The organism is Streptomyces sp. NPDC058457 (assembly GCF_042720695.1).
Classification (GTDB): domain Bacteria; phylum Actinomycetota; class Actinomycetes; order Streptomycetales; family Streptomycetaceae; genus Streptomyces.
The window spans coordinates 1-18343 of record NZ_JBHXLU010000146.1 but is presented as its reverse complement, the minus strand read 5'-3'; the positions used below and the strand labels follow the sequence as shown (position 1 = coordinate 18343).

20 protein-coding genes, 3 pseudogenes and 1 riboswitch are annotated in these 18343 nt (G+C 70.9%); of the genes and pseudogenes, 6 read left to right on the top strand and 17 right to left on the bottom strand.

The genetic code is table 11. From position 1 onward, the window contains the following. The first annotated feature begins 252 nt into the window (after window positions 1-252). Window positions 253-468: a carboxymuconolactone decarboxylase family protein gene (locus tag ACFWPS_RS52010; protein ID WP_383721028.1), complete on the top strand. Its 216-nt coding sequence runs from the start codon at window positions 253-255 to the stop codon at window positions 466-468. Between the two features lie 152 nt (window positions 469-620). Beyond that, window positions 621-1220: a flavodoxin family protein gene (locus ACFWPS_RS52005; RefSeq protein WP_383721025.1), complete on the top strand. Its 600-nt coding sequence runs from the start codon at window positions 621-623 to the stop codon at window positions 1218-1220. A 156-nt stretch (window positions 1221-1376) separates the two neighbouring features. On the opposite strand, the gene ACFWPS_RS52000 is transcribed toward ACFWPS_RS52005, so the two are convergent. The 6 genes from ACFWPS_RS52000 to ACFWPS_RS51975 all read right to left on the bottom strand — a co-directional run bounded on the left by ACFWPS_RS52000 (window position 1377) and on the right by ACFWPS_RS51975 (window position 5155). Further along, the gene (locus ACFWPS_RS52000; RefSeq protein WP_383721022.1) at window positions 1377-1547 is read right to left on the bottom strand and encodes a hypothetical protein; all 171 of its coding nucleotides are present in this window, start codon (window positions 1545-1547) and stop codon (window positions 1377-1379) included. Between the two features lie 316 nt (window positions 1548-1863). Next, complete coding sequence (locus ACFWPS_RS51995; protein WP_383721019.1) at window positions 1864-2286, bottom strand: nuclear transport factor 2 family protein; 423 nt, start codon at window positions 2284-2286, stop codon at window positions 1864-1866. A 5-nt stretch (window positions 2287-2291) separates the two neighbouring features. Beyond that, window positions 2292-3098: an MBL fold metallo-hydrolase gene (locus ACFWPS_RS51990; protein ID WP_383721016.1), complete on the bottom strand. Its 807-nt coding sequence runs from the start codon at window positions 3096-3098 to the stop codon at window positions 2292-2294. 57 nt (window positions 3099-3155) lie between these two features. Beyond that, window positions 3156-3773 (bottom strand): DsbA family protein, encoded by a 618-nt coding sequence (locus tag ACFWPS_RS51985; RefSeq protein WP_383721013.1) that lies wholly within the window; start codon window positions 3771-3773, stop codon window positions 3156-3158. Window positions 3774-3933: 160 nt separating this feature from the next. After that, window positions 3934-4431 (bottom strand): MarR family winged helix-turn-helix transcriptional regulator, encoded by a 498-nt coding sequence (locus ACFWPS_RS51980; protein ID WP_383721010.1) that lies wholly within the window; start codon window positions 4429-4431, stop codon window positions 3934-3936. A gap of 106 nt (window positions 4432-4537) precedes the next feature. Further along, window positions 4538-5155, bottom strand: coding sequence for a hypothetical protein (locus ACFWPS_RS51975; RefSeq protein WP_383721037.1), 618 nt, complete (start codon window positions 5153-5155; stop codon window positions 4538-4540). Window positions 5156-5179: 24 nt separating this feature from the next. Between ACFWPS_RS51975 and ACFWPS_RS51970 the strand changes: the two are divergent. Further along, a pseudogene (locus ACFWPS_RS51970) lies at window positions 5180-5281 on the top strand (ATP-binding protein); the annotation flags it as partial. A gap of 171 nt (window positions 5282-5452) precedes the next feature. Here ACFWPS_RS51970 and ACFWPS_RS51965 read toward each other — a convergent pair. The 3 genes from ACFWPS_RS51965 to ACFWPS_RS51955 are packed head-to-tail and all read right to left on the bottom strand — an operon-like array spanning window position 5453 to window position 7855. Further along, window positions 5453-6589: an MFS transporter gene (locus tag ACFWPS_RS51965; RefSeq protein WP_383721034.1), complete on the bottom strand. Its 1137-nt coding sequence runs from the start codon at window positions 6587-6589 to the stop codon at window positions 5453-5455. Between the two features lie 38 nt (window positions 6590-6627). Next, a complete protein-coding gene (locus tag ACFWPS_RS51960; RefSeq protein WP_383721006.1) occupies window positions 6628-7155 on the bottom strand; it encodes a Chromate resistance protein ChrB in 528 nt (175 codons plus the stop codon). Further along, window positions 7103-7855, bottom strand: coding sequence for a GTP-binding protein (locus ACFWPS_RS51955; protein ID WP_383721031.1), 753 nt, complete (start codon window positions 7853-7855; stop codon window positions 7103-7105). The genes ACFWPS_RS51960 and ACFWPS_RS51955 overlap by 53 nt, the downstream gene beginning before the upstream one ends. Before the next feature lie 22 nt (window positions 7856-7877). Between ACFWPS_RS51955 and ACFWPS_RS51950 the strand changes: the two are divergent. Then, window positions 7878-8066, top strand: a pseudogene (locus ACFWPS_RS51950) (ArsR/SmtB family transcription factor); the annotation flags it as partial. Between the two features lie 2 nt (window positions 8067-8068). Beyond that, window positions 8069-8777: pseudogene (locus ACFWPS_RS51945) on the top strand (cation transporter). A gap of 107 nt (window positions 8778-8884) precedes the next feature. Here ACFWPS_RS51945 and ACFWPS_RS51940 read toward each other — a convergent pair. The 8 genes from ACFWPS_RS51940 to ACFWPS_RS51905 all read right to left on the bottom strand — a co-directional run bounded on the left by ACFWPS_RS51940 (window position 8885) and on the right by ACFWPS_RS51905 (window position 16261). Continuing rightward, the gene (locus ACFWPS_RS51940; protein ID WP_383721003.1) at window positions 8885-9334 is read right to left on the bottom strand and encodes a Fur family transcriptional regulator; all 450 of its coding nucleotides are present in this window, start codon (window positions 9332-9334) and stop codon (window positions 8885-8887) included. Further along, complete coding sequence (locus tag ACFWPS_RS51935; protein ID WP_383721000.1) at window positions 9331-10200, bottom strand: metal ABC transporter permease; 870 nt, start codon at window positions 10198-10200, stop codon at window positions 9331-9333. Before ACFWPS_RS51935 ends, ACFWPS_RS51940 begins: the two co-directional genes overlap by 4 nt. Further along, complete coding sequence (locus ACFWPS_RS51930; RefSeq protein ID WP_383720997.1) at window positions 10197-11114, bottom strand: metal ABC transporter permease; 918 nt, start codon at window positions 11112-11114, stop codon at window positions 10197-10199. Before ACFWPS_RS51930 ends, ACFWPS_RS51935 begins: the two co-directional genes overlap by 4 nt. Further along, window positions 11101-12039, bottom strand: coding sequence for a metal ABC transporter ATP-binding protein (locus ACFWPS_RS51925; RefSeq protein WP_383720993.1), 939 nt, complete (start codon window positions 12037-12039; stop codon window positions 11101-11103). The genes ACFWPS_RS51930 and ACFWPS_RS51925 overlap by 14 nt, the downstream gene beginning before the upstream one ends. 8 nt (window positions 12040-12047) lie before the next feature. Further along, window positions 12048-13019 (bottom strand): metal ABC transporter solute-binding protein, Zn/Mn family, encoded by a 972-nt coding sequence (locus tag ACFWPS_RS51920; RefSeq protein ID WP_383720990.1) that lies wholly within the window; start codon window positions 13017-13019, stop codon window positions 12048-12050. A 135-nt stretch (window positions 13020-13154) separates the two neighbouring features. After that, the gene (locus tag ACFWPS_RS51915) at window positions 13155-13376 is read right to left on the bottom strand and encodes a hypothetical protein (RefSeq protein ID WP_383720987.1); all 222 of its coding nucleotides are present in this window, start codon (window positions 13374-13376) and stop codon (window positions 13155-13157) included. Between the two features lie 246 nt (window positions 13377-13622). Further along, complete coding sequence (locus ACFWPS_RS51910; protein ID WP_383720984.1) at window positions 13623-14918, bottom strand: NRAMP family divalent metal transporter; 1296 nt, start codon at window positions 14916-14918, stop codon at window positions 13623-13625. After that, entirely contained in the window at window positions 14915-16261 is a 1347-nt protein-coding gene (locus ACFWPS_RS51905) for a magnesium transporter MgtE N-terminal domain-containing protein (RefSeq protein ID WP_383720981.1), read from the bottom strand. The genes ACFWPS_RS51910 and ACFWPS_RS51905 overlap by 4 nt, the downstream gene beginning before the upstream one ends. Before the next feature lie 351 nt (window positions 16262-16612). Then, a riboswitch (M-box (ykoK) riboswitch) is annotated at window positions 16613-16784 on the bottom strand. Window positions 16785-17950: 1166 nt separating this feature from the next. Here ACFWPS_RS51905 and ACFWPS_RS51900 point away from each other — a divergent pair. Then, window positions 17951-18283: a hypothetical protein gene (locus tag ACFWPS_RS51900; protein WP_383720978.1), complete on the top strand. Its 333-nt coding sequence runs from the start codon at window positions 17951-17953 to the stop codon at window positions 18281-18283. The last annotated feature ends 60 nt before the right edge of the window (window positions 18284-18343 follow it).

Genomic DNA, 18343 nt, shown 5'->3' with positions numbered 1-18343 from the left:
GTCTGCGCAGTTGAGGCCGGTCCGCCGACTACTGGTGTCGTACGGATGATCCCCGACAGTCAGCCTGGCTCTGTCGGGGATCTTGGAGTTCCTCGGTGCGCCAGGATGATCAGCAGGCATGCTCGGGGCTGTTTCGCACACCGATGCAGTTGCCGAGGTGTCAGTTGCCGCTCCGTCACCGTTCCGGTGAGCAAGGCCCGTCTCTGACTGCGCAGATCGCGCGGGCGAGCACCCGGGCGGTACGCCCGCACCGTGCTCGACGTGCGCACACGCCAGCTCGCGCTCGTCGCCGCGTTCGCGGCACTCGGCCTCGGTGACTTCATCAAGGTCCACGGCGATTACGCCCTCAACGCAGGAGTCACCGAGGAGGAACTGAAGGAGATCGTCTACATGACCACGATTCCCGGCGGTTTCGCCCGCGCCGTCCAGGCCTCGCAGGCGGTGGCCGAGCTCATCGCCTCCCGCTGACCTGCCTGATACCTCATTCCCGCGGCCCGCTCCGGAGCAGGCCGCCGACCTCCGCCATGCCGCGTCGCACATGGCGTATCGCCACCGGACGTCAAACGCCGACCAGGCCTGTGTCACCAGGCCTTCTGTTACTCACCAAAAAGGCTTCCTGCATGCAACCGCATTCGGACCGTCCCATCGTCTCCATCGCCTACCACTCCGGCTACGGCCATACCAACGTGCTCGCCGAGGCGGTCCGCTCCGGCGCGGCCGACGCCGGAGCGGCCGTCCACCTGGTCAAGGTTGACGAGATCACCGAGGAGCAGTGGACCACGATGGATTCGTCGGACGCGATCATCTTCGGGTCGCCCACCTACATGGCCACCGCATCCGGCGCCTTCCACACCTTCGCCGAGGCCACCTCGAAGCGTTTCGTGCCGGCCACGTGGCGGAACAGGCTCGCCGCCGGATTCACCAACTCCGGGGCCAAGAGCGGCGACAAACTGCACACCCTGCAGTTCTTCACGATGCTCGCCGCTCAACTCGGCATGCACTGGGTAAACCTCGGCCTGCCGCCGGGCTGGAACAGTTCACAGGCGTCCGAAAACGACCTCAACCGACTCGGTTTCCATCTCGGTGCCGCTGCCCAGAGCAATGTCGTCCAGGGAGCCGAGGCACTACACAAAGCCGATATCGCCACCGCCCAGCACCTCGGCCGCCGAGTAGCCGAAACCTCTGCCATCTTCCGTGCCGGTCAAGCGGCTTCCGCCTGACCGTCCGCCCCGGCGGGCAGGCCGGCCGGGGCAGGCATGTGTCGCGAGGGCACCTGAGCCGAGGCGGCGGATGCCGCTGAGGAGATCTGAACCCGAATTCCAGAACAAGCAACGAAGCCGACTTGAGCAGCCGGCGACTTCCCACCGACCGACCCGTCAACACCGAGTGGACCAGAGGTCGGTGAGCGCTCCGGCAGTGCTCAGGAAGAGGGCGGTGGCAGGGGCGGTGCGGTCGCGGAGCCAGACGAGTTCGAAGTCGATGGTGGGCAGGTCCTGGTCGGTGCGGGGAACGGGGACGATGTCGGCCGAGGCGAGTTGGGTGGCCATCGAGGCGGGGACAAGGGTGAAGCTGTAGGGGTCGACCAGGCGGACGTGGCGCAGGCCGGGGATGGGGTCTTCCTCCTGGGCAAAGGTCTGTCCTTGAGGAAGACGGCACCGGCCTCGGTGGGGCGGACCGGGCGCCGGCGGGTGTTCCTGACCAGCCTGGCCGTCTTCGCCGCCGGCTCCGCGCTGTGCTCCCTCGTCCGCCCCTGCTGGTGAGCGGGGCGGCGATCACCGCCGGCGGCAGGGGGAGCAACGCTCGAGGAACGCCCCTGACGGGCAGCGGCGATTGCGCACGCCGAGACGGGCGGCGGCAGGAGCCTCAGCCGGTCATGGCGTCGCGTACGAGCGCGGTGTCCACGAACTGCTCGAAGCGAACGATCAGCCCGCCGCGTACGACGAAGTGGTGGGCGACGCGGACGTCGATCGGCTTGCCGGTGGCCTTGTTGGCGGCGGTGTAGCGGGCCAGGACGACGACGTTCTCCCCGTCGACGACGTAGGTGTCGTCGTGGGCGGTCCAGTCGTGCCACTCCTCGGCGAGCTGCTCCATCACGTTGGCGGTGATGCCGTCAGGGGTGCGGTAGGTGCCGGCGAGGGGAAAGCCGGCCATCTCCTTCCACTCGGCGTCGGGGGCGAGGGTCGCCCGAAGGGCTTCCAGGTCGCCCGCCGCGGAGGCCAGATACTGGCGGCGGACCACGTCGCCGGGTGCGGTGGAGGTCGCGAAGCCGCTGTTGTCGTACGTCATGCCGGTCAGCCCCACTTCATCTCGCCCTTGGCGACCTTCGCCCCGATCTGGGCGGCGATCAGCATGCCGTGGCGCGGGTAGCGCTGGACCAGGGCCTCGGTCAGCTCGGCGCCGTCGGCCGCCTTGTCGAGCTCCTGCTCGAAGGCGAGCAGGTAGTCGCGGGTGGCGATGATGGCGGAGGCGTCGGCAGGGGTATCGGGCAGACGGTGGCCGGGGACGACCAGCTCCGGCTCCAGGGAAGCCATCTCGCCCAGCAGCCCGAGCCAGGCGGAGCGGTCCTCAGGGGTGGGCGTGTCGGCGACCCAGACGTGCTCCTGCTGGAAGAGCAGGACGCCGCCGAGCAGGACGCGCTGCTCGGCCTGCCACAGGTAGTGACGGTCGGGCAGCGCGGCGGGGCCGCCCTTGAGCTCGAAACGATGGCCCTCCAGGGTCAGGTCCCCGGTGAGCGGCCGCAGTTCGACGAGACGGGTGGGCAGGTTCGGGCCGAGAGCCTCCCAGGCCTTGAGCTTGCCCTCGTAGGAATGACGAATGTGCTCGATGACGATCGGGGTGGCAACGAACTCGGCGTCGGGGAAGGCATCGGCGATCGCCTCGGCGCCGAAGTAGAAGTCGGGGTCGCCGTGGCTGACGAAGACAGTGGTGAGCTTCTTGCCGGAGTCGAGGATCTCGGCGGCCAGGCGGTGCCCGTCGGCGCGGGTGAACCCGGCGTCCACGAGCAGCGCGTCGTTCTCACCGGTGACGAGGGTGGCGGTCTTGTTCCGGCTGCCGACCGGGAAATCCAGGTCGAGGATCTTGAAGGACAGGGTGCTCATCGATGACTCCTTTGTGGAGGGGCGCGGGGACGGGAGGACGGGGGACGGGAGAGAGGGTCAAAGGGCACGCACGGCGGCAAGCCGCCGGTCGACTTCGTCAGCGGTGGCGTGGCCACGGGCCAGAGCGGTGACCCGATCGCCGTCAAGGGCGAGGAGGGTGGGGAAGCCGGCGACACCCAGCTCGGCGGCCCTGCGGAAGTCGGCCTCGGCCGCCGCCTGAGTCTCGGGCGCCTCGAAGGCGGCGATGACGGCATCGGCGTCCAGGCCGGCTGCCTCGGCGACCTTCCGCCAGGTCGCGGGGTCGGAGAGGCTGAGGCCGTCGACGTAGAAGGCCCGTTGGAGCGCGACGGCCAGTTCCACCGCACGGTCGGGGGCGGCCCGGCGCAGGGCGGCGACACCACGTGCGGCGGCCTCGGAGTCCATCACGAACGAGCCGTCGGCGATCAGGCTCTCGTACGCCGCGCCGAACTCCGCGCCGGTCACCTCTGCGATCTGGGCGTTCGCGCCCCGGACGTAGCCGAACTCCCGGATGGGAACCCGACGATGCCCGGTGAACAGGCCGCCGGAGACGACCTCGACCGGCAGCTCGGGGTGGCGGGTGACGACCTCGCGCAGGGCCGGGGAGAAGCCGTGTGACCAGCCGCAGTAGGCGTCGAAGACATACACGAACTGCATGGATGACCTCAGCAAGGATGTGGAGCCCGCCGAATGCGAGCGGTTCACCTGAGGAAACAGTATCTGACGCGTCAGATACTTCTCCATGCGTGTGACGGCTGCCACACCTGTGATGTCGGTGCACCGGCGAGGCCACCCGGCCACGGTCAGGAGGGGTCCGTCAGGGCAGCCGGGGCAGTTCGGCCCGTGCGGAGTGGCTCAGGATCCGCAGGTCTTCGGCGAACCGGTCGCGGTCCTCGGGCGGCAGCGGCTCCATGAAGTAGCGGCGGATGTTCGCCACGTGCACGTGCGACGCACGCACGGTGGTCTCCTCCCCCAGCGGGGTAAGACGCACCAGGCGTCCGCGCCGGTCGCCGGGGTCCTCGGTGCGCTCGACCAGGCCGGCCGCCTCCATCCGGTCCACCAGGCGCGTCACACCGCCCGTGGTCAGCACCTGCTCCTGGGCGATGGCCCGCATCGCCAGCCCCGGCTCACCGGCACGCCCCAGGATCAGCAGCACCTCGAACATCAGGTGGGTGATGCCGCACTCCGACTCCAGAGCCCGGCCCAGGATGTACTCCAGCCGGTTCGCCGCTCCCTGCAATCTCCCGAAGGCCAGGACCAGCGCATTGTTCGCGGCCTCACTCGACGACGAGATCTCCTCCGTCTGCTCGCCCATGCGTCACCCTTCCGATTCTCGACCCTGATCACCGATCATGCCGTGGATGCGGCGCGGCCACCGCGGGCACCCGCAACTTCCGGGGCCGGGCGGGCCCGACACGACGTCAGACGGTGTCGTCCAGGGCGTGACCGAGCCGGTCGAGGACGGCGGGGCATGCCCTGGCCGCGGCGCGAACGGCCGAATCGGCTGGAGGACACCGCGGCACACCTGCGCGCCACTCTGAACGCGTGGGCCATTGCGGCTCCCGACTGGCCCTGGGCCGATCCTGGTTCAGACCGCCAGCCCGATACGAGCGGCCCCCCCTTTCGCAGATCGTCCCGGAAAGGCGGCTTCTCCCGTTTGAGAGCTGGTCAGTCAGATACCCATCCGTCCGTCGGACGCGAGGGTCTTCGCGCTCGCGGCACACGTGGCACGCATACGGCCGCGGGCACAGGCGGGGAACTGTGCGAGATACCTGACGGCGGCGACGGCCGGACGGGCGTGGCACGCTCCCCACGGTCCGGTCCGCCTTCCCGGAGGGGCAACCGGCGGTGCGGTGCATCTCGGTGCCGTCGACGATTCCGGTCTGCCCTGTCACGCCGAGGTGGTCGACGACTTCCGCGGCAGTCCGTAGCCGCACGCCGGCAGTGACGGTGCAGCCTCGCTCGGCAAGCAGAGGGCGCACCTCACCGATGGCCCGAGTGATGGTGGAGCGGTCCACACCGAACCTGCATGCCAGCACTGGCTGGGGCCGGCCGTCGGAACCTTGCTGAACAACGCCCTGCGGCACGGCGGCGGCGCGATCGGCCTGCGCGCGACGGTCCGGGACGGGCGGTTGCGGCTGTCCATCACCGACCAGGGCCCCGGCTTCCCGGCCGGCTTCCTCCCGTACGCCTTCGACCGCTTCGCTCGCGCCGAGACCAGCCGCACCACCCCGGCACCGGCCTGGGCCTCTCCCTGGTCGCCGCGGTCGCGGCCTCCCACGACGGCACCGCACGCGCCGAGAACACCTCGCCGGGTGCCGCCGTCACGCTCGACATCAGTTGCTGAGACGGCGCCGTACGAGCCCGACGACCGGACCGGCGGCGATCAGTACGGCCAGAGCCGCGTACCCGTGGGTGAGGGTGGTCGCCGTGGCGACGGCGGCGACGAGCAGCGGGCCGCCCGCGTCGCCGAGTTCGCGGCCGAGTTCGGCGGCGCCCATGGTCTGGCCGAGGCGTTCGGCGGGGGCGGACGCGGCGAGGGCGGCGAAGCCGAGGGGGGTGATGAGGCCGGTGCCGGCGCCGATCAGGGCGGCTGCGGTCAGGATGCCGGTGAGGCCGGGCAGCATGGCGCAGCCCAGGCCGGCGGCGGTCAGCAGCAGTCCGGCGCCGAGGCCCGAGCGGGTCGTCAGCCGTCCTTCGTCCAGGCCGCGCCCGGCGCGGGGCTGGACCACCGCGGCACAGGCGGCGAGCACGGACACGGCGGCACCGGTGGCGACCGTGCCGAGACCGGCGGCCCGGCCCGACACGGGCAGGAAGCCGACGCCGACCGAGAGCGCGGCGGTCGCGGCGGCCAGTGCGGCGGTCGGGGCAAGGAAGAGGGGGTCGGCCAGGCGGCGGGCCAGGTCGAGAACCGTCTGCCGGGCCTTGGGCAGCGGCGGCACGACGGGCACGGCCAGCGCGGCCCACACGGCGACGGCGGCTCCGAGCAACGCCAGCACCGCGAACAGCAGCCGCAGACCGCCACCGACCCACACGAGCACGCCGCCGAGCAGCGGGCCGAGGGTGTAGCCGACGGACTTGTAGAAGCCGTAGCTCCCGAATGCCCGGCCGTGTTTGGCGGCCGGGTTGAGGCGGGCCACCAGGGCCGAGGCCGACGGGGAGAACGCGGAGGCTGCCGCGCCCTGCCCCAGGCGGGCCGCCCACAGCCAGCCTGGGCTGTCCACGACGACGTAGACGGCAGAGGCGGCGGCGAAAGCCATGAGTCCGCCGATCATGACGGGGCGGGCGCCGATCCGGTCGGCGAGCGTGCCGAACAGCGGCTTGAGCAGCACCTCGGCACCGTCGTACAGGGCGAGCAGGGCGCCGAGCACCAGCAGCGAGGTGACCGCGTCCGCCGATCGTCCGCCGAGGTTGGCGGCGATGCCGTGGGCGCCGAAGGCGGTGGTGAACCCGGCCGCGTACAGCGGCCACATCTGCCGGGCCGGTGCCGCCCGAGGGATCGCAGGCGTGCTCACCGGTCCTGCCCCGGGGTCTGGTGCAGGGCGGCGAAGACGCGCTCCGCATAGTCCTCGCAGGCGGCGGCGCACTGCCCCAGCCTCTCGCCCGCCTCGGCCGCCTCCGGGGCGCCGAAGACGTCCCGCGCGGTCAGGTCGCGGTGCCAGCGCCGCAGCCGCTCCAGCGACTGCTCCTCTTCCTCCAGTTCGGCCAGGGTGAACTTGGCGATCCGGATCTCCTTGGCCAGCTCGTCCTCGAACTTGCCGCAGTCGCCCAGGAACTCCGTCCAGTCGGCGGAGCGGGCAGCGGTGAACAGCGCCTGGAACCGGGCGGCGTCTTCCGGGCCGCGCCCGGACGCGTTCAGGGTGACCGCCTGACCGCCGGACTGCTCGGTGAGTTCGAGTGCGCGGGCGATACCGGCGGCGAAGACCGGCACGTCGGGTACGGCCCAGATGCCCTGGCCGAGCGAGAGCGCGCCGATCCTGCGCAGTTCACGCCAGACCGCGACCCGGTGCCGTGAGGGCTCCGTGGGGAGCTTGATCACGAGAACGAGCCAGCGACCCCCCGGTTCTTCGTTCGCATTCGTCACGCCATGGAATGTAGCAAGCGTTACATCCAAGGGTTCGCCTGAACCAGAGGCCCTGGTCTTGCTCCTGGGCGCCGGGACTGTCGATGTCGCGGGCGGCGGAAGGTTCGAAGCGGGCGACGGAGCCTGCCTGTGCCCACAGGCCCGTCACCTGCAGGCGACTGGCCGGCGTGAAGAAGCCCTTGGAGCGCGGGATCAGCCCGTATGCGCCGCTGTCCAGTTCCTCGGTCACGAACGTCCACAGCCGGCCGGGGTGGAAGGGCAGTTCGGAGCGGAAGACGGTCGAGGAGATGCCGGACGACTCGATGAGCAGGTAGTCGAAGCGGCCCTCGCGGGCCAGTCGGTCGACCTCCACCAGCAGGTCGTCGCGCAGGGTGCAGCAGATGCAGCCGTTGGTCATCTCGACCAGGCGTTCCTCGGTCCGCGACAGGGCCGCCTCGCCGCCGCGTACCGAGGCGGCGTCGGTGTCGACCTCGCTCATGTCGTTGACGATGACCGCGACGCGCAGCCCCTCGCGGTTGCCGAGGACGCGGTTGAGGAGGGTGGTCTTGCCCGCGCCGGGGAATCCGGACAGGACGCCGTCGACGGTGATCGGCACGAGCGCCGGCGTGGCCGCCTTCCACTGGGCGCGGCGGTGGCGGGTGTTGCTGCGGGACATCTTCCGCTTGGGAACGGCCATGAGGTGGTCCTCCCACCTGGCGTGCCTGCGTGACTGCGGCCTGGTCGTCACCGTCCCCGACGGCCGCCGCACCCGCTACGAACTCGCCGGCGAACGCCTCGGTCACGCGCTCGACCAACTGCGCACCGCCGTGGTCGCCGTCGAGGGCGACCGGACGTGTGCCGATGCCGACGAGAAGGGGTGCTGCTGACCATGAGCGCAGCGACATCCCTGTCTCTCGGCCCCGGCCCGGCCAGGCGCGGTGTCCTTGCCAAGCGGATACGGCTGCTGGTCGCCGCGACCATCACCTACAACGCCGTCGAGGCGGTCGTCGCTCTCGCGGCCGGAACCCAGGCTTCGTCCACCGCGCTGATCGGCTTCGGCCTCGACTCCGTCATCGAGGTCTCCTCCGCCGCCGCTGTCGCCTGGCAGTTCTCCGCCCGCGATCACGCGGTGCGCGACGCCCGGGAGAAGACCGCGCTGCGGATCATCGCGCTGTCGTTCTTCGTGCTCGCCGCCTACGTCGCCGTCGATGCCGTACGGGCCCTGACCGGTACCGGCGAGGCCACCCGCTCCCTGCCGGGCATCGTGCTGGCCGCCCTCTCCCTGGCCGTCATGCCGTTCCTGTCCGCCGCCCAGCGCCGGGCGGGGCGCGAACTCGGCTCGGCCTCGGCGGTGGCGGACTCCAAGCAGACGCTGCTGTGCACATACCTGTCCGCGGTGCTCCTCGTCGGCCTGGTCCTCAATGCCGTTCTCGGGTGGTCCTGGGCCGATCCGGTCGCCGTCCTCGTCCTCGCCGCTGTCGCCGTCAAGGAGGGGAGAGACGCCTGGCGGGGGGGAAGGCTGCTGTGCCTCCCATACGTCCGCCGGGATGCCGACTGCCCGTACGGAGCCTGATGTCGCGTGCGGCTGCTGCGACTGACCTCCACAGACGTCCATGACCTCCGCAGACATCCAGACAGCGCCCGGTACGTCATCCCGGAAAGAGCCTGGCGCCCGGGTTCACCGGCGTTCGGCCGCCGTGCGCGGTCAGCCGCAGTCCGGGCACACCCCGGACAGCTCGACGGTGTGCCGGACGTTCGCGAAGCCGGAGGTCTGGGCGACAGCGTCGGCCCAGACCTCGACCGGGCCGGAGTCGACGGGCCGGCTCAGGCCGCATTCGGTGCAGATGAGGTAGTGCCGGTGGTCGGGGCCGGGGCGGTACCGGAATAGGCGTTCGCCGTTGGTGTCGCGGACCATGTCGGCCCGGCCCGCGTCGGCCAGGGCGGTGAGGGTGCGGTAGACCGTGGACAGGCCGACCGGCGAGCCGTCGGCGGCGAGCCGGTTGTGGAGCACCTGGGCGCTGACGAAGCCCTCTGCCCGGACGAGCGCCTCGACCACGACGGTGCGTTGCTGGGTGTGGCGGCCGATCAGTGTGACGTCGGCCGAGGGTGTGGGGGCGTGCTGTCGGTCGGGGTCCATCAGCGTGTCTTCGCTCATGTGGCCGTGGGGACGGCGGTTCGCGTACGAGGACCGGTGGCGGGCCGTCGTATCAGGAACGTCGCGGCGTAGACGGCGGTGGCGACGGCCATGACGGCGAAGCTCGGGGGCATTTTCGGCACCGCGTACGAGGCGCACAGGCCCGCCCACATCTCCAGTACCGCCAGCCCGGCGGAGAGGGCGAGCGCCCGGTAGGGACGGTCCGTGAGCCGGATGGCGGCGCCCGCGGGGGCGGCGAGCAGGCCGAGCAGGAGCAGCGAGCCGACCGCCTGGGTGGCCTCGGCGGCGCTGATCCCGGCCAGGGCGAGGAAGCCGTAGCCGAGCAGGCGGACCGGTACCGCGCGGGCGGCGGCCACGGCCTCGTCGAGTGTGGCGAACAGCAGTGGCCGGGCGATGAGGACCACCAGCAGCCCGACCCCGGCAGCCACCAGCGCGGCGACGACCGCGCTGGTGGCGGAGATGCCGAAGACGGAGCCGAACAGCACGCTGACGCCGGCGGTTCCGTCGGTGGTGCTCCGGGACCTCGTGTAGACGGTGATGAAGAAGGCGCCCAGACCCAGGATCCAGGAGAAGACGCTTCCGATGACCACGTCGTCGGGTCGTGCGCGGCGGCCGAGGGTGCCGAAGAGGAGCGCCATGGCGATGGTCGCGGCGAACAGGCCCAGGCGGAGGTCGACGCCGAAGGCGAGGGCGGCCATCGCGCCGGTGAAGGCGACGTGGCTGAGCGCGTCGCCGGTGAAGACCTGGGCGCGCAGCACGAGGAAGTAGCCGACCAGTCCGGAGGCGGCGGCGATGGCGGTCCCGGCGAGGAGGGCGTGCTGGAAGAACGGCTGGGACAGCGGGGAGGATGCCAGCAGGACGGTCATACGGCCACCTCCCCGGCGGTGGGCGCGGCACCGGTCCGGGTCGGGGTCCGGCTGAGCACCTCGTGCAGCGAGCGCCGGCCCAGGGCGAGCAGGTATCCGGCGAAGGCGATGGACGTCACGAAGAAGCCCAGGGGATAGGGCGAGTAGTAGGCGACGGTGAGCCCGAGCCACGTCGCGGCGAACGCCAGGAGGACGGTCAGGGCCAGGCTCAGCGCCGGGCGGGCGGTAAGGGTCTGCGCGGTGGCGGCCGGAATGACCATCAGGGCGAAGACCAGGAGGGTTCCGGTGATCTGACTCGCCTCGGCGGTGGCCGCCCCCAGCAGGACGAGGAAGACCACCGACAGCGCCCGGACCGGCACCCCGCGCCCGCCGGCGACCTGCGGGTCGACGGACGCGAACAGCAGCGGACGCCCGATCAGCGCGAGCACCACGAGCACGGCCGCGCCGACCACCGTCAGCAAGGTCACCTGGGACGAGGTGATCCCCAGGAAGGTACCGAAGAGGATGGTCTGCGGCCCTTCCAGCAGCCCCTTGTACAGGGCGATGAACAGGAAGCCGCAAGCCAGCAGGAACGCCTGCACGGTCCCGGTGAGCGCGGACTCCTCGTGGTCGCCGCCGCCGCGCAGGGCGGCGATGACCAGTGCGGCGGCCACGCACAGCGTGAAGTACCCGTAGACCGCGCTGACGCCGAGCAGGACCGCTCCGGCGGCGCCGGGGAAGGCGACCAGGGAGACGGTGTGCGCGGCGAACGTCTGACGACGCAGCACCACGAACCACCCCACGGCCGCGGCGACCACGGCCACGACCGCGCCCGCGCGGAACGCGTTGACCATGAACGGGTACGACCACATCTCCTGGAAGTCGGCGAGGAGGTTCCACGACCAGACCGGTGCATCCGTCTCAGCGAGCGTCATGGCCGCTCCCCGGGGTGTCGTGCCGGTCGGTGTGCACCGCGGGCGCCTCCGGTTGGCCCACCACGACCAGCCGGCCGTCCGAGGCCCGCAGCACCTCGACGGCCGTGCCGTACAGCCGGGTCAGCGTCTCGGAGGTGATGACCTCGCCCGGGGTACCGGTGGCGGCTCCGCCCTCGGCCAGGTACACCACCCGGTCCAGGTGGTGGAGTATCGGATTCACGTCATGGGCGACCATGACCACGGACACGCCCTCCTGGTGGCAGATGCGCCCGATCAGCGCGGCTACCGCACTCTGGTTGGGCAGGTCGAGGCTGTCCAACGGCTCGTCCAGCAGGAGTAGTTCGGGCCTGCGGACCAGCGCCTGGGCGATCAGCAGCCGCTGCTGCTCGCCGCCGGAACACTGACCGATCGGCCGGTGCGCGTACGCCGCCGCCCCGACCAGCTCGATCACCTCGTCCACCCGCGCGCGGGCGGCCCGTCGACGCACGCTCGGGAACGGCAGCGGCACTCCCCACCGGTCACCGTCCAGCCCCATGCACACCACATCCATGCCGCGAACGCGCAAGGTGGCGTCGAAGCTGCGACGCTGCGGCAGATAGCCGATCCGGTCGTTGGCCTGGCCGGGCCGGGCGCCGAGCACCCGCACCTCGCCGGCCGCCGCGGGCAGCGCGCCGAGCAGCACCTTGATCATGGTGGACTTGCCGACGCCGTTGGGACCGAGCACGGCGGTGAACTCACCGGCCCCGATGCGAAGGTCCACTCCCGACCAGAGCGTGCGGCCGCCGACCCGCACGGCAGCGCCGCGCAGGACCACCGGCTCGCTTCCGGTTCCTTCGGCCAAGTCGTGGTCCCCGGCCCGGCGGTTGGGGACGGTAGGAGCGCTGTGGGCGGTGACGGCTTCGCGGGCCTTCGCTATCGGGTTCATGGTTCGGTTCACTTCCCGGTGGCCTTGGCCAGGGCCTGCTCGATGCCCTTCAGTTCGGTGGTCTGCCACTGCTGGAAGGTGGCCCCGGCGGGGGTGAGCGTCTCGGTCACCGTGGCGACCGGGATGCCCTCCGCCCTGGCAGCCTTGACCTGCGCCTGCACGTCGGGCGTGGAGTTCTGGGAGTTGTAGACGTAGATCTTGATCTGCTTGTTCTTGATCTGCTGGTCGATGGTGGCCTTGTCCTTGGCCGTGGGGTCGGAGCCCTCGCTCATCGCGTCCAGGAACGTCTCCGGGGTGAGCATCTTCAGCCCCAGGCCCTCGGCGAGCGGCGTGACGATGGACTCGGAGGCACCGATCGGGGTTCCGGCGTACTTCGTCTTGATGTCGGCTATGAGCGTGTTGTATCCGGCGAGCGTCTTCGTCTCGAAGGCGGTCTTCTGCTGGTCGAAGTAGGAGGCGTCGGCCGGGTCGATCTTCTTGTAGCCGGCGGTGATCTTCTCGATGACCTGGTGGACGTTGTCCGGGGAGTACCAGCGATGCGGGTTGCCGCCCGGCTTGATCCCGACGAGGTCGCCGACCTTCAGTTCGGTCCGCCCGCTGCCGGGGTTCGACGCGAGGAGCCTGTCGGCCCAGGCGTCGTAGCCGATGCCGTTGACGATGGCGTACTGGGCGCCGGCCACGGTGCGGGCGTCGGCAGCCGTCGGCTCGTAGTCGTGCGGGTCGGTGCTCGGGTTGGTGATGATGCTGTCCACCTTCACGTGGCTGCCACCGAGCTGGGAGGCGATGCTGCCCCAGAAGTTCTCCGCCGCCACCACCTGGATCGTCTTGCCGGAGCCGCTCCCGGTCGCGGCGGTGTCGCTGGTGTTCGAGGAGGAGGTCGAGCAGGCGGTCGCCGTCACCGCCGTCAGGGCGGCCGTCGCGGTGACCAGCGCGATTCTTGCTGAGGGCCGGGCGGAACGGGGGGTGTGGACGGTGGACATGCGGAGCTCCTTCGGGCGATGCCGGGCGCGCGGCGGAGGCGTGCCGGGCCGTGGGGCGACGCTTTCGACGCTAGATGGGAATGATTTTCAGATCAATGAGAGATGAAAACCGTTGCCACCTTTTGACCCGGTGTCCTACCACCGGGCCCGCATTGCCTGACCGTGCTCCGTCCCGGAGGGTGGAAGGACCTGGCTGTCGGCGAACTCCGCTCTGGCGGAGCGCAGTTCGGCGGTCCGGTGGGCGATGTCGACTGTTTCCGCGATGGAGTACCGCTGCTCGACCTTCTCGATGATCAACTGGGTTGGCGCCTTGGACTCAATCGCCCCCTCGACCATCTGCACGATGCGGGCGATCACTGAGTCCGGTGCGTCCGCTCGACCTCGATGCGGGGCGTGCCGACGCCGTTGAGGCTGCCGCCAACACCTCGTATCAGCGAGTCCGCCACGCAGGGGAGGCCCGGACCGAGGTGCTCTGGGTCAGGGGGCGGGCTCGGGGCTGAAAGCGATGAGTACGACGATGGTGGTGATCCAGATGAGCAGGGCTGCGCCTACCAGGTAGGGGCCGTACTTCTTCATGGTGGGACTCCCTTGCGGGGGTGGTGATCAGGCGAGGCCGAACCAGCCGAGGACGGTCTGGACGAGCAGGATGCTGGACATGCTCGCGACGCCGACGACCACGGCGGTGGCGGCGATGCGGTAGCGCGGGCTGTTGGCAGCCGGGCCGAGGACGGAGCGGCGGTTGGTCAGGACCAGCAGATAGACCAGGACGATCGGGCTGATCAGGCCCTGCAGGACCTGGGTGCCGATGAGCAGTTGGATGACGTCGACCGGGGTCATCGCCACGGTGGCGCCCAGCACGATCTGGGCGGTGAACAGGCCCAGGAACAGCGGGGCGTCGCGGAAGCTGCGGGAGACGGAGCGTTCGACGCCGGCCGCCTCTCCTATGGCGTAGCTGGCCGAGAGCGGGACGACCGCGCCGGCGAGGGCGGAGGCGCCGATCAGGCCGAGGGCGAAGAGGAGTTCGGCGTTCTGGCCGGCCACCGGTTTCAACGCCTCCGCAGCCTGGGCGGCGGAGTTGAGTGGGCCGGTGCCGCCGATCGCGGCGGCGGTGGCGATGATGATGGTCAGGCTGATGATGCAGGCGAAGACCGCGCCGAGCATGGCGTCCAGTTTGATCAGCCGGTAGTCCTCGGGCTTGGCTCCGCGGTCTACGACGCCTGCGGCAGCGTAGAACTGCATGTACGGGCTGACCGTCGTACCGATGAGGGCGACGGCGAGCAGGATGAAGTCCTTGCTCGGTTCGACGTGGGGGACGACGAGGTGTCTGCCGACGTCGGCCCAGTGCGGGTGGCCGAGGATCATCGCGATGGGGTAGGCGAAGAAAGCCAGCGACATGATCAGGAAGATGCGCTCGGCCCACCGGTAGGAGCCGAACAGGACGAGTGACCACAGCAGGATCGCGGCCGGCGGGATGACCGCCCACTTGGGGACGCCGAGGAGTTCGAAGGCGGCGCCGATGCCGGCGAACTCCGACACGACCAGGCCGGTGTTGGCCAGCAGCAGGCAGAACACCGCCAGTCCGGTCAGGCGGAGGCTGAACTGCTCGCGGATCAGCGCCCCGAGGCCCTTGCCGGTGTGCGCACCGAGCCGTACGGCCATCTCCTGGACCATCACCAGGGCGATGGTGACCAGCACCATGAAGAACAAGGTGCCGTAGGTGAACTGCGAGCCGGCCGAGGCGTAGGTGGCGATGCCTGCGGCGTCGTTGCCGGCGTTCGCGGCGACCAGGCCGGGGCCGGCGATCGCCGCGACCATGGTGATGCGCCGCCAGCCGGCGCGGCGGACGGGACCCGTCGCGACCGCCGGTGCCGCGGTGGCGGTGTCGAGGTCGCGGGTCACTGCAGGAACCTCCGGAAGTGCAGGCGCCCGCGCTCGGGCAGCAGGGCGTCGAGCAGGTCGTCGGCCAGGATCCGGCCGAGCGGGCGGTCGGTGTCGTCGACCACCAGCAACGAGGAGGCGCGGGCGGCGACCAGCTCGTCGGCGGCCTCGGCCACAGCGGTCTCCGGACGCACCGTGACAGGCGGACCGAACTGCGCCCGCCACGTGACCAGGTCAGTCACCGGAGTGGTGTCCTCGGCCACGGCGAGGTCGAACAACGCGATGTCGGTGACCAGACGCCCCTCTTCGTCCACGACCGCGACGGCGTCGATCTCGGTGCGGTGCTCGGCCTGCTCGGCCAGCTGCGCCCGTACCTGGGCGACTGTCTGATCCCGGTGGGCGGTGATCAGCAGGGTGGTCATGGCGCCACCCGCGGTGCCCTCCCGGTGCGTCAGCAGCCGGCGAAGCTCCGCTGCTTCCCCGGACGGCATGCGGGTCAGCAGCCCCTCGCGCTCCTCGGGGGTCAGATCGCGCAGGGCATCGGTGGCCTCGTCCGGCTCCATCTCGTCCAACAGCCGGGCGGCATGCTCCGGCTGAGCCTCGCGCAACAGGTTCTCCAACTCCGCCGGTTCCATCTCCTCCAGCGCGTCGGCCGCCTGCTCCGGCTCCAGCCAGCCAAGCAGCTGCTGCCGCTCGGCGCGGCCGAGGTCTTCGAGGATGTCGGCGAGGTCGGCCGGACGCAGCCGGTGCAGCGCGGCCCTGGAGGCCCGCAGCCGTACCTCGGGCGGTCCTTCGGTGGCCTGTTCGGCGAAGGGGGCGACCGCCTGCCAGTCCAGCACCCGTTCCGGGGTCGGCCTGGCCTGCCACCGGCGGGGGCCGAGCCTGCGCAGCAGGGTCGGCAGACTCACATCCACGCCGACCAGCACCACGCGGTCGACCAGCGGGGCCAGGTACAGATCGGCCGCCCGGGTGACCTGGACCCCGTCCACGTCGACCAGCTGGTGATCGAGTACGTCCTTGGCCAGCAGGACCTCGCCGGGGCGGCGGGCGAAGTCGCGCAGGTCGACGCGAGCGGTGGACAGTCGCACGTGCCCGGCGTGCACCTTGCCGATGGCGTCCGAAGCCAGGAAGGTGCGTCGTCGTCCGATGCGCAGGATCAGGCCGGTGACCGGCGGGTATGCGTCCGCGCCGTAGAGCCGGGCGACCACGTCGACGACGCGGCCGACCTCCTCGCCGGCCTGGTTGGTGACGGGTCCGCCGATCAGACCGGCGAGCGAGACCAGCGCGGTGCGGACCGCCTTGGTGGCCGTGGCCCGGCGTTCCAGGTGGACTCGGCGGTCGCGCAGGCGGGCGGTGCTGGACATGAACAGAGTGTGGGTAGCCAAGGTGAACACCCCCTTGCCCCGGTATGGCGGGGCATCGGGCGGCCCGCGGCAGCGCACTTGCTCCCCGAACCGGCGGCGGCAGGCACGCGGGCACACCCCGGTAGACGACCTGACAAGGCCGGTGGGCGGGGCGAACCGCCCACTGAGGTGCCGGGCGGATCGGGGCTCAGGGAAGAGCGGGCTGCTCCGGGCCGCGGAAGGACGGCGCGGACAACACGAAGAGGGGCGGACTATGGCCCGGACTACTGTCCATGTCGCCTCCTCCCGGTCGTGGCCGCGCACAGGGCGTCGCGGTCAAGCGGCAAGGGGAAGCCGGGCGGCGCACGGCCCGGCACACCCCATCTCGTCAGAGCTTTGGCACTCCACGGCGTGATCCCCCGCAGGGGAAGCCACTTGGGGTCACCCCTTGGGCCGGGGAGACCTGTCCTGATCCGGAGCGTCTCTCGACGGGTGGGATCAGTGGCCTGTGTCCGTGAAGACGCCTCACCGAACGAGGTGTCTGGTCAAACCACACGGAGCTTACGCCAGTGCCAACCCGGCCACCTAATCCATGACCAGCCCTTGACCCCGGACGGAACCGGAATCGGCCGTCAAGGTCTCTCGCTGTCGGAAAGCTCTGGTGAGAAGGCGGTCTCGATCCACTCGTGCACGACGGTCACGGGTACACGTCCGTCGGCCGCGACGACATGCTCCGGTACGCCGGAGAGCCAGGCGGTCAGCGCGGCCCTGCGCGGGCCGGCGGTGCGCGAGGCGAGACCGACACGGTAGGCGCCGCGGAGCCGGCGGTTGGTTTCGGGGCGTCCTCGGTCAGTTGCCAGGCCGCCCGGCGCGCAGTACGGCGGGCGCGCAGTACGGCGATGTCGCTCATGCGGCCGCCGCCTCCTGTTCCGTGTCGAGGGACGTGCCGTCGAGGTGCCCGTGCAGATCAAGCGCACCCGGCTCCAGCGACAGCCGCGCGACGAGCTGTTCCAGGCTGTGCGTCTACCCGATCAAACGCGAACTCGTCGAACTCCGCCGCGGCCTCAGCAACGGGCAACTCGCGCTGCGGCGTTACGGCCTGCTGCACGCCGGCCGAAGAGCGGCCGACCCGTCCGTCACCCGAGTGCCCCGCCCGCCCTGTCCGGCCCGGTCGCGTCCGGCCCGACGGCCTCCCGGCCGGTCGACACCTCGCCGCGGCCGGTCCCGGAGTCCTCGCGGTCATCCATCGGACAAGGGCCGAAGTCCGCGAGCGGATCCGGACGTCGGCCGGTCGCGCTGCACCGGACGCGAGCGGTGCGGCGGTCGTGAACAGCGACGGCGTTCCCGGCCTGTCCCACTCCGATTCGACGGCGCTCCCGGCCTGTCCCACTCGGCCTCGGGCGTGCCCCTGGGAGGCAGTCCCCGATTCCGGATGTCCGCCGAAGTGCTCAAGCAGAGGGCCCGCTGTCTCGCGTGTGTTCGCACCGCTCGTATGAGTCTCTCCCCCTTCCGACGTGCTGTGATGGGCTTCACCGTAAACATGAGGCACCCCTCGAGTACGCTGGGCAGCGCCGAACATGAGGGGCCCCTCCGGATGTCCCCGCAGGTCGGCTCGACACCGGGACGATCCGAAAGTTCCGGGTCGCACAACACGGACATCACAGCGGCCGCCACGTCGGCGGAATCGCGGCACATCACAAGGAAATGACCATGAACAGGTGGATCAGGCGCGTCTCGATCGCTGTTGCTTCTACGGCACTGGCAGGCGGAGCCCTTCTCGGAACCAGCAGCGCGGCGTCGGCGGCGACGGCCTCGGGACCCGCGGAGCACACGCGACCCTCTATCGCCGCCTTCACCACCGGCAGCGACCGCGACGGCCACCGCGACGACCGGTACGACCTCCGCACACAGGAAGAACGGTCGAACGGCCGCCACCTGTACGTCCAGGACGCGCACCACCGGGCGGAGCCGACAACGTGGAACAGCGTCGGCCGCGACCGCTGGTACCTGGACCAGGTCGCCTGGTATCAGCAGCAGCGCTGATGCGGCCGCAGGCCATCACGGTCGGTTTGACGAGCCGTGACGACGTGGTCGGGGATCACG

Excerpts from the sequence above, each read along its gene's own strand:
- ACFWPS_RS52000 (WP_383721022.1), bottom strand. The coding sequence starts at position 1,547 with ATGGCCACCCAACTCGCCTCGGCCGACATCGTCCCCGTTCCCCGCACC.
- ACFWPS_RS52005 (WP_383721025.1), top strand. The coding sequence starts at position 621 with ATGCAACCGCATTCGGACCGTCCCATCGTCTCCATCGCCTACCACTCC.
- ACFWPS_RS51925 (WP_383720993.1), bottom strand. The coding sequence starts at position 12,039 with ATGAACCCGATAGCGAAGGCCCGCGAAGCCGTCACCGCCCACAGCGCT.
- ACFWPS_RS51900 (WP_383720978.1), top strand. The coding sequence starts at position 17,951 with ATGAACAGGTGGATCAGGCGCGTCTCGATCGCTGTTGCTTCTACGGCA.
- ACFWPS_RS51955 (WP_383721031.1), bottom strand. The coding sequence starts at position 7,855 with ATGTCCCGCAGCAACACCCGCCACCGCCGCGCCCAGTGGAAGGCGGCC.
- ACFWPS_RS51985 (WP_383721013.1), bottom strand. The coding sequence starts at position 3,773 with ATGCAGTTCGTGTATGTCTTCGACGCCTACTGCGGCTGGTCACACGGC.
- ACFWPS_RS51990 (WP_383721016.1), bottom strand. The coding sequence starts at position 3,098 with ATGAGCACCCTGTCCTTCAAGATCCTCGACCTGGATTTCCCGGTCGGC.
- ACFWPS_RS51980 (WP_383721010.1), bottom strand. The coding sequence starts at position 4,431 with ATGGGCGAGCAGACGGAGGAGATCTCGTCGTCGAGTGAGGCCGCGAAC.
- ACFWPS_RS51920 (WP_383720990.1), bottom strand. The coding sequence starts at position 13,019 with ATGTCCACCGTCCACACCCCCCGTTCCGCCCGGCCCTCAGCAAGAATC.
- ACFWPS_RS51965 (WP_383721034.1), bottom strand. The coding sequence starts at position 6,589 with ATGTGGCCGCTGTACGCGGCCGGGTTCACCACCGCCTTCGGCGCCCAC.
- ACFWPS_RS51995 (WP_383721019.1), bottom strand. The coding sequence starts at position 2,286 with ATGACGTACGACAACAGCGGCTTCGCGACCTCCACCGCACCCGGCGAC.
- ACFWPS_RS51905 (WP_383720981.1), bottom strand. The coding sequence starts at position 16,261 with ATGTCCAGCACCGCCCGCCTGCGCGACCGCCGAGTCCACCTGGAACGC.
- ACFWPS_RS51935 (WP_383721000.1), bottom strand. The coding sequence starts at position 10,200 with ATGACCGTCCTGCTGGCATCCTCCCCGCTGTCCCAGCCGTTCTTCCAG.
- ACFWPS_RS51940 (WP_383721003.1), bottom strand. The coding sequence starts at position 9,334 with ATGAGCGAAGACACGCTGATGGACCCCGACCGACAGCACGCCCCCACA.
- ACFWPS_RS51930 (WP_383720997.1), bottom strand. The coding sequence starts at position 11,114 with ATGACGCTCGCTGAGACGGATGCACCGGTCTGGTCGTGGAACCTCCTC.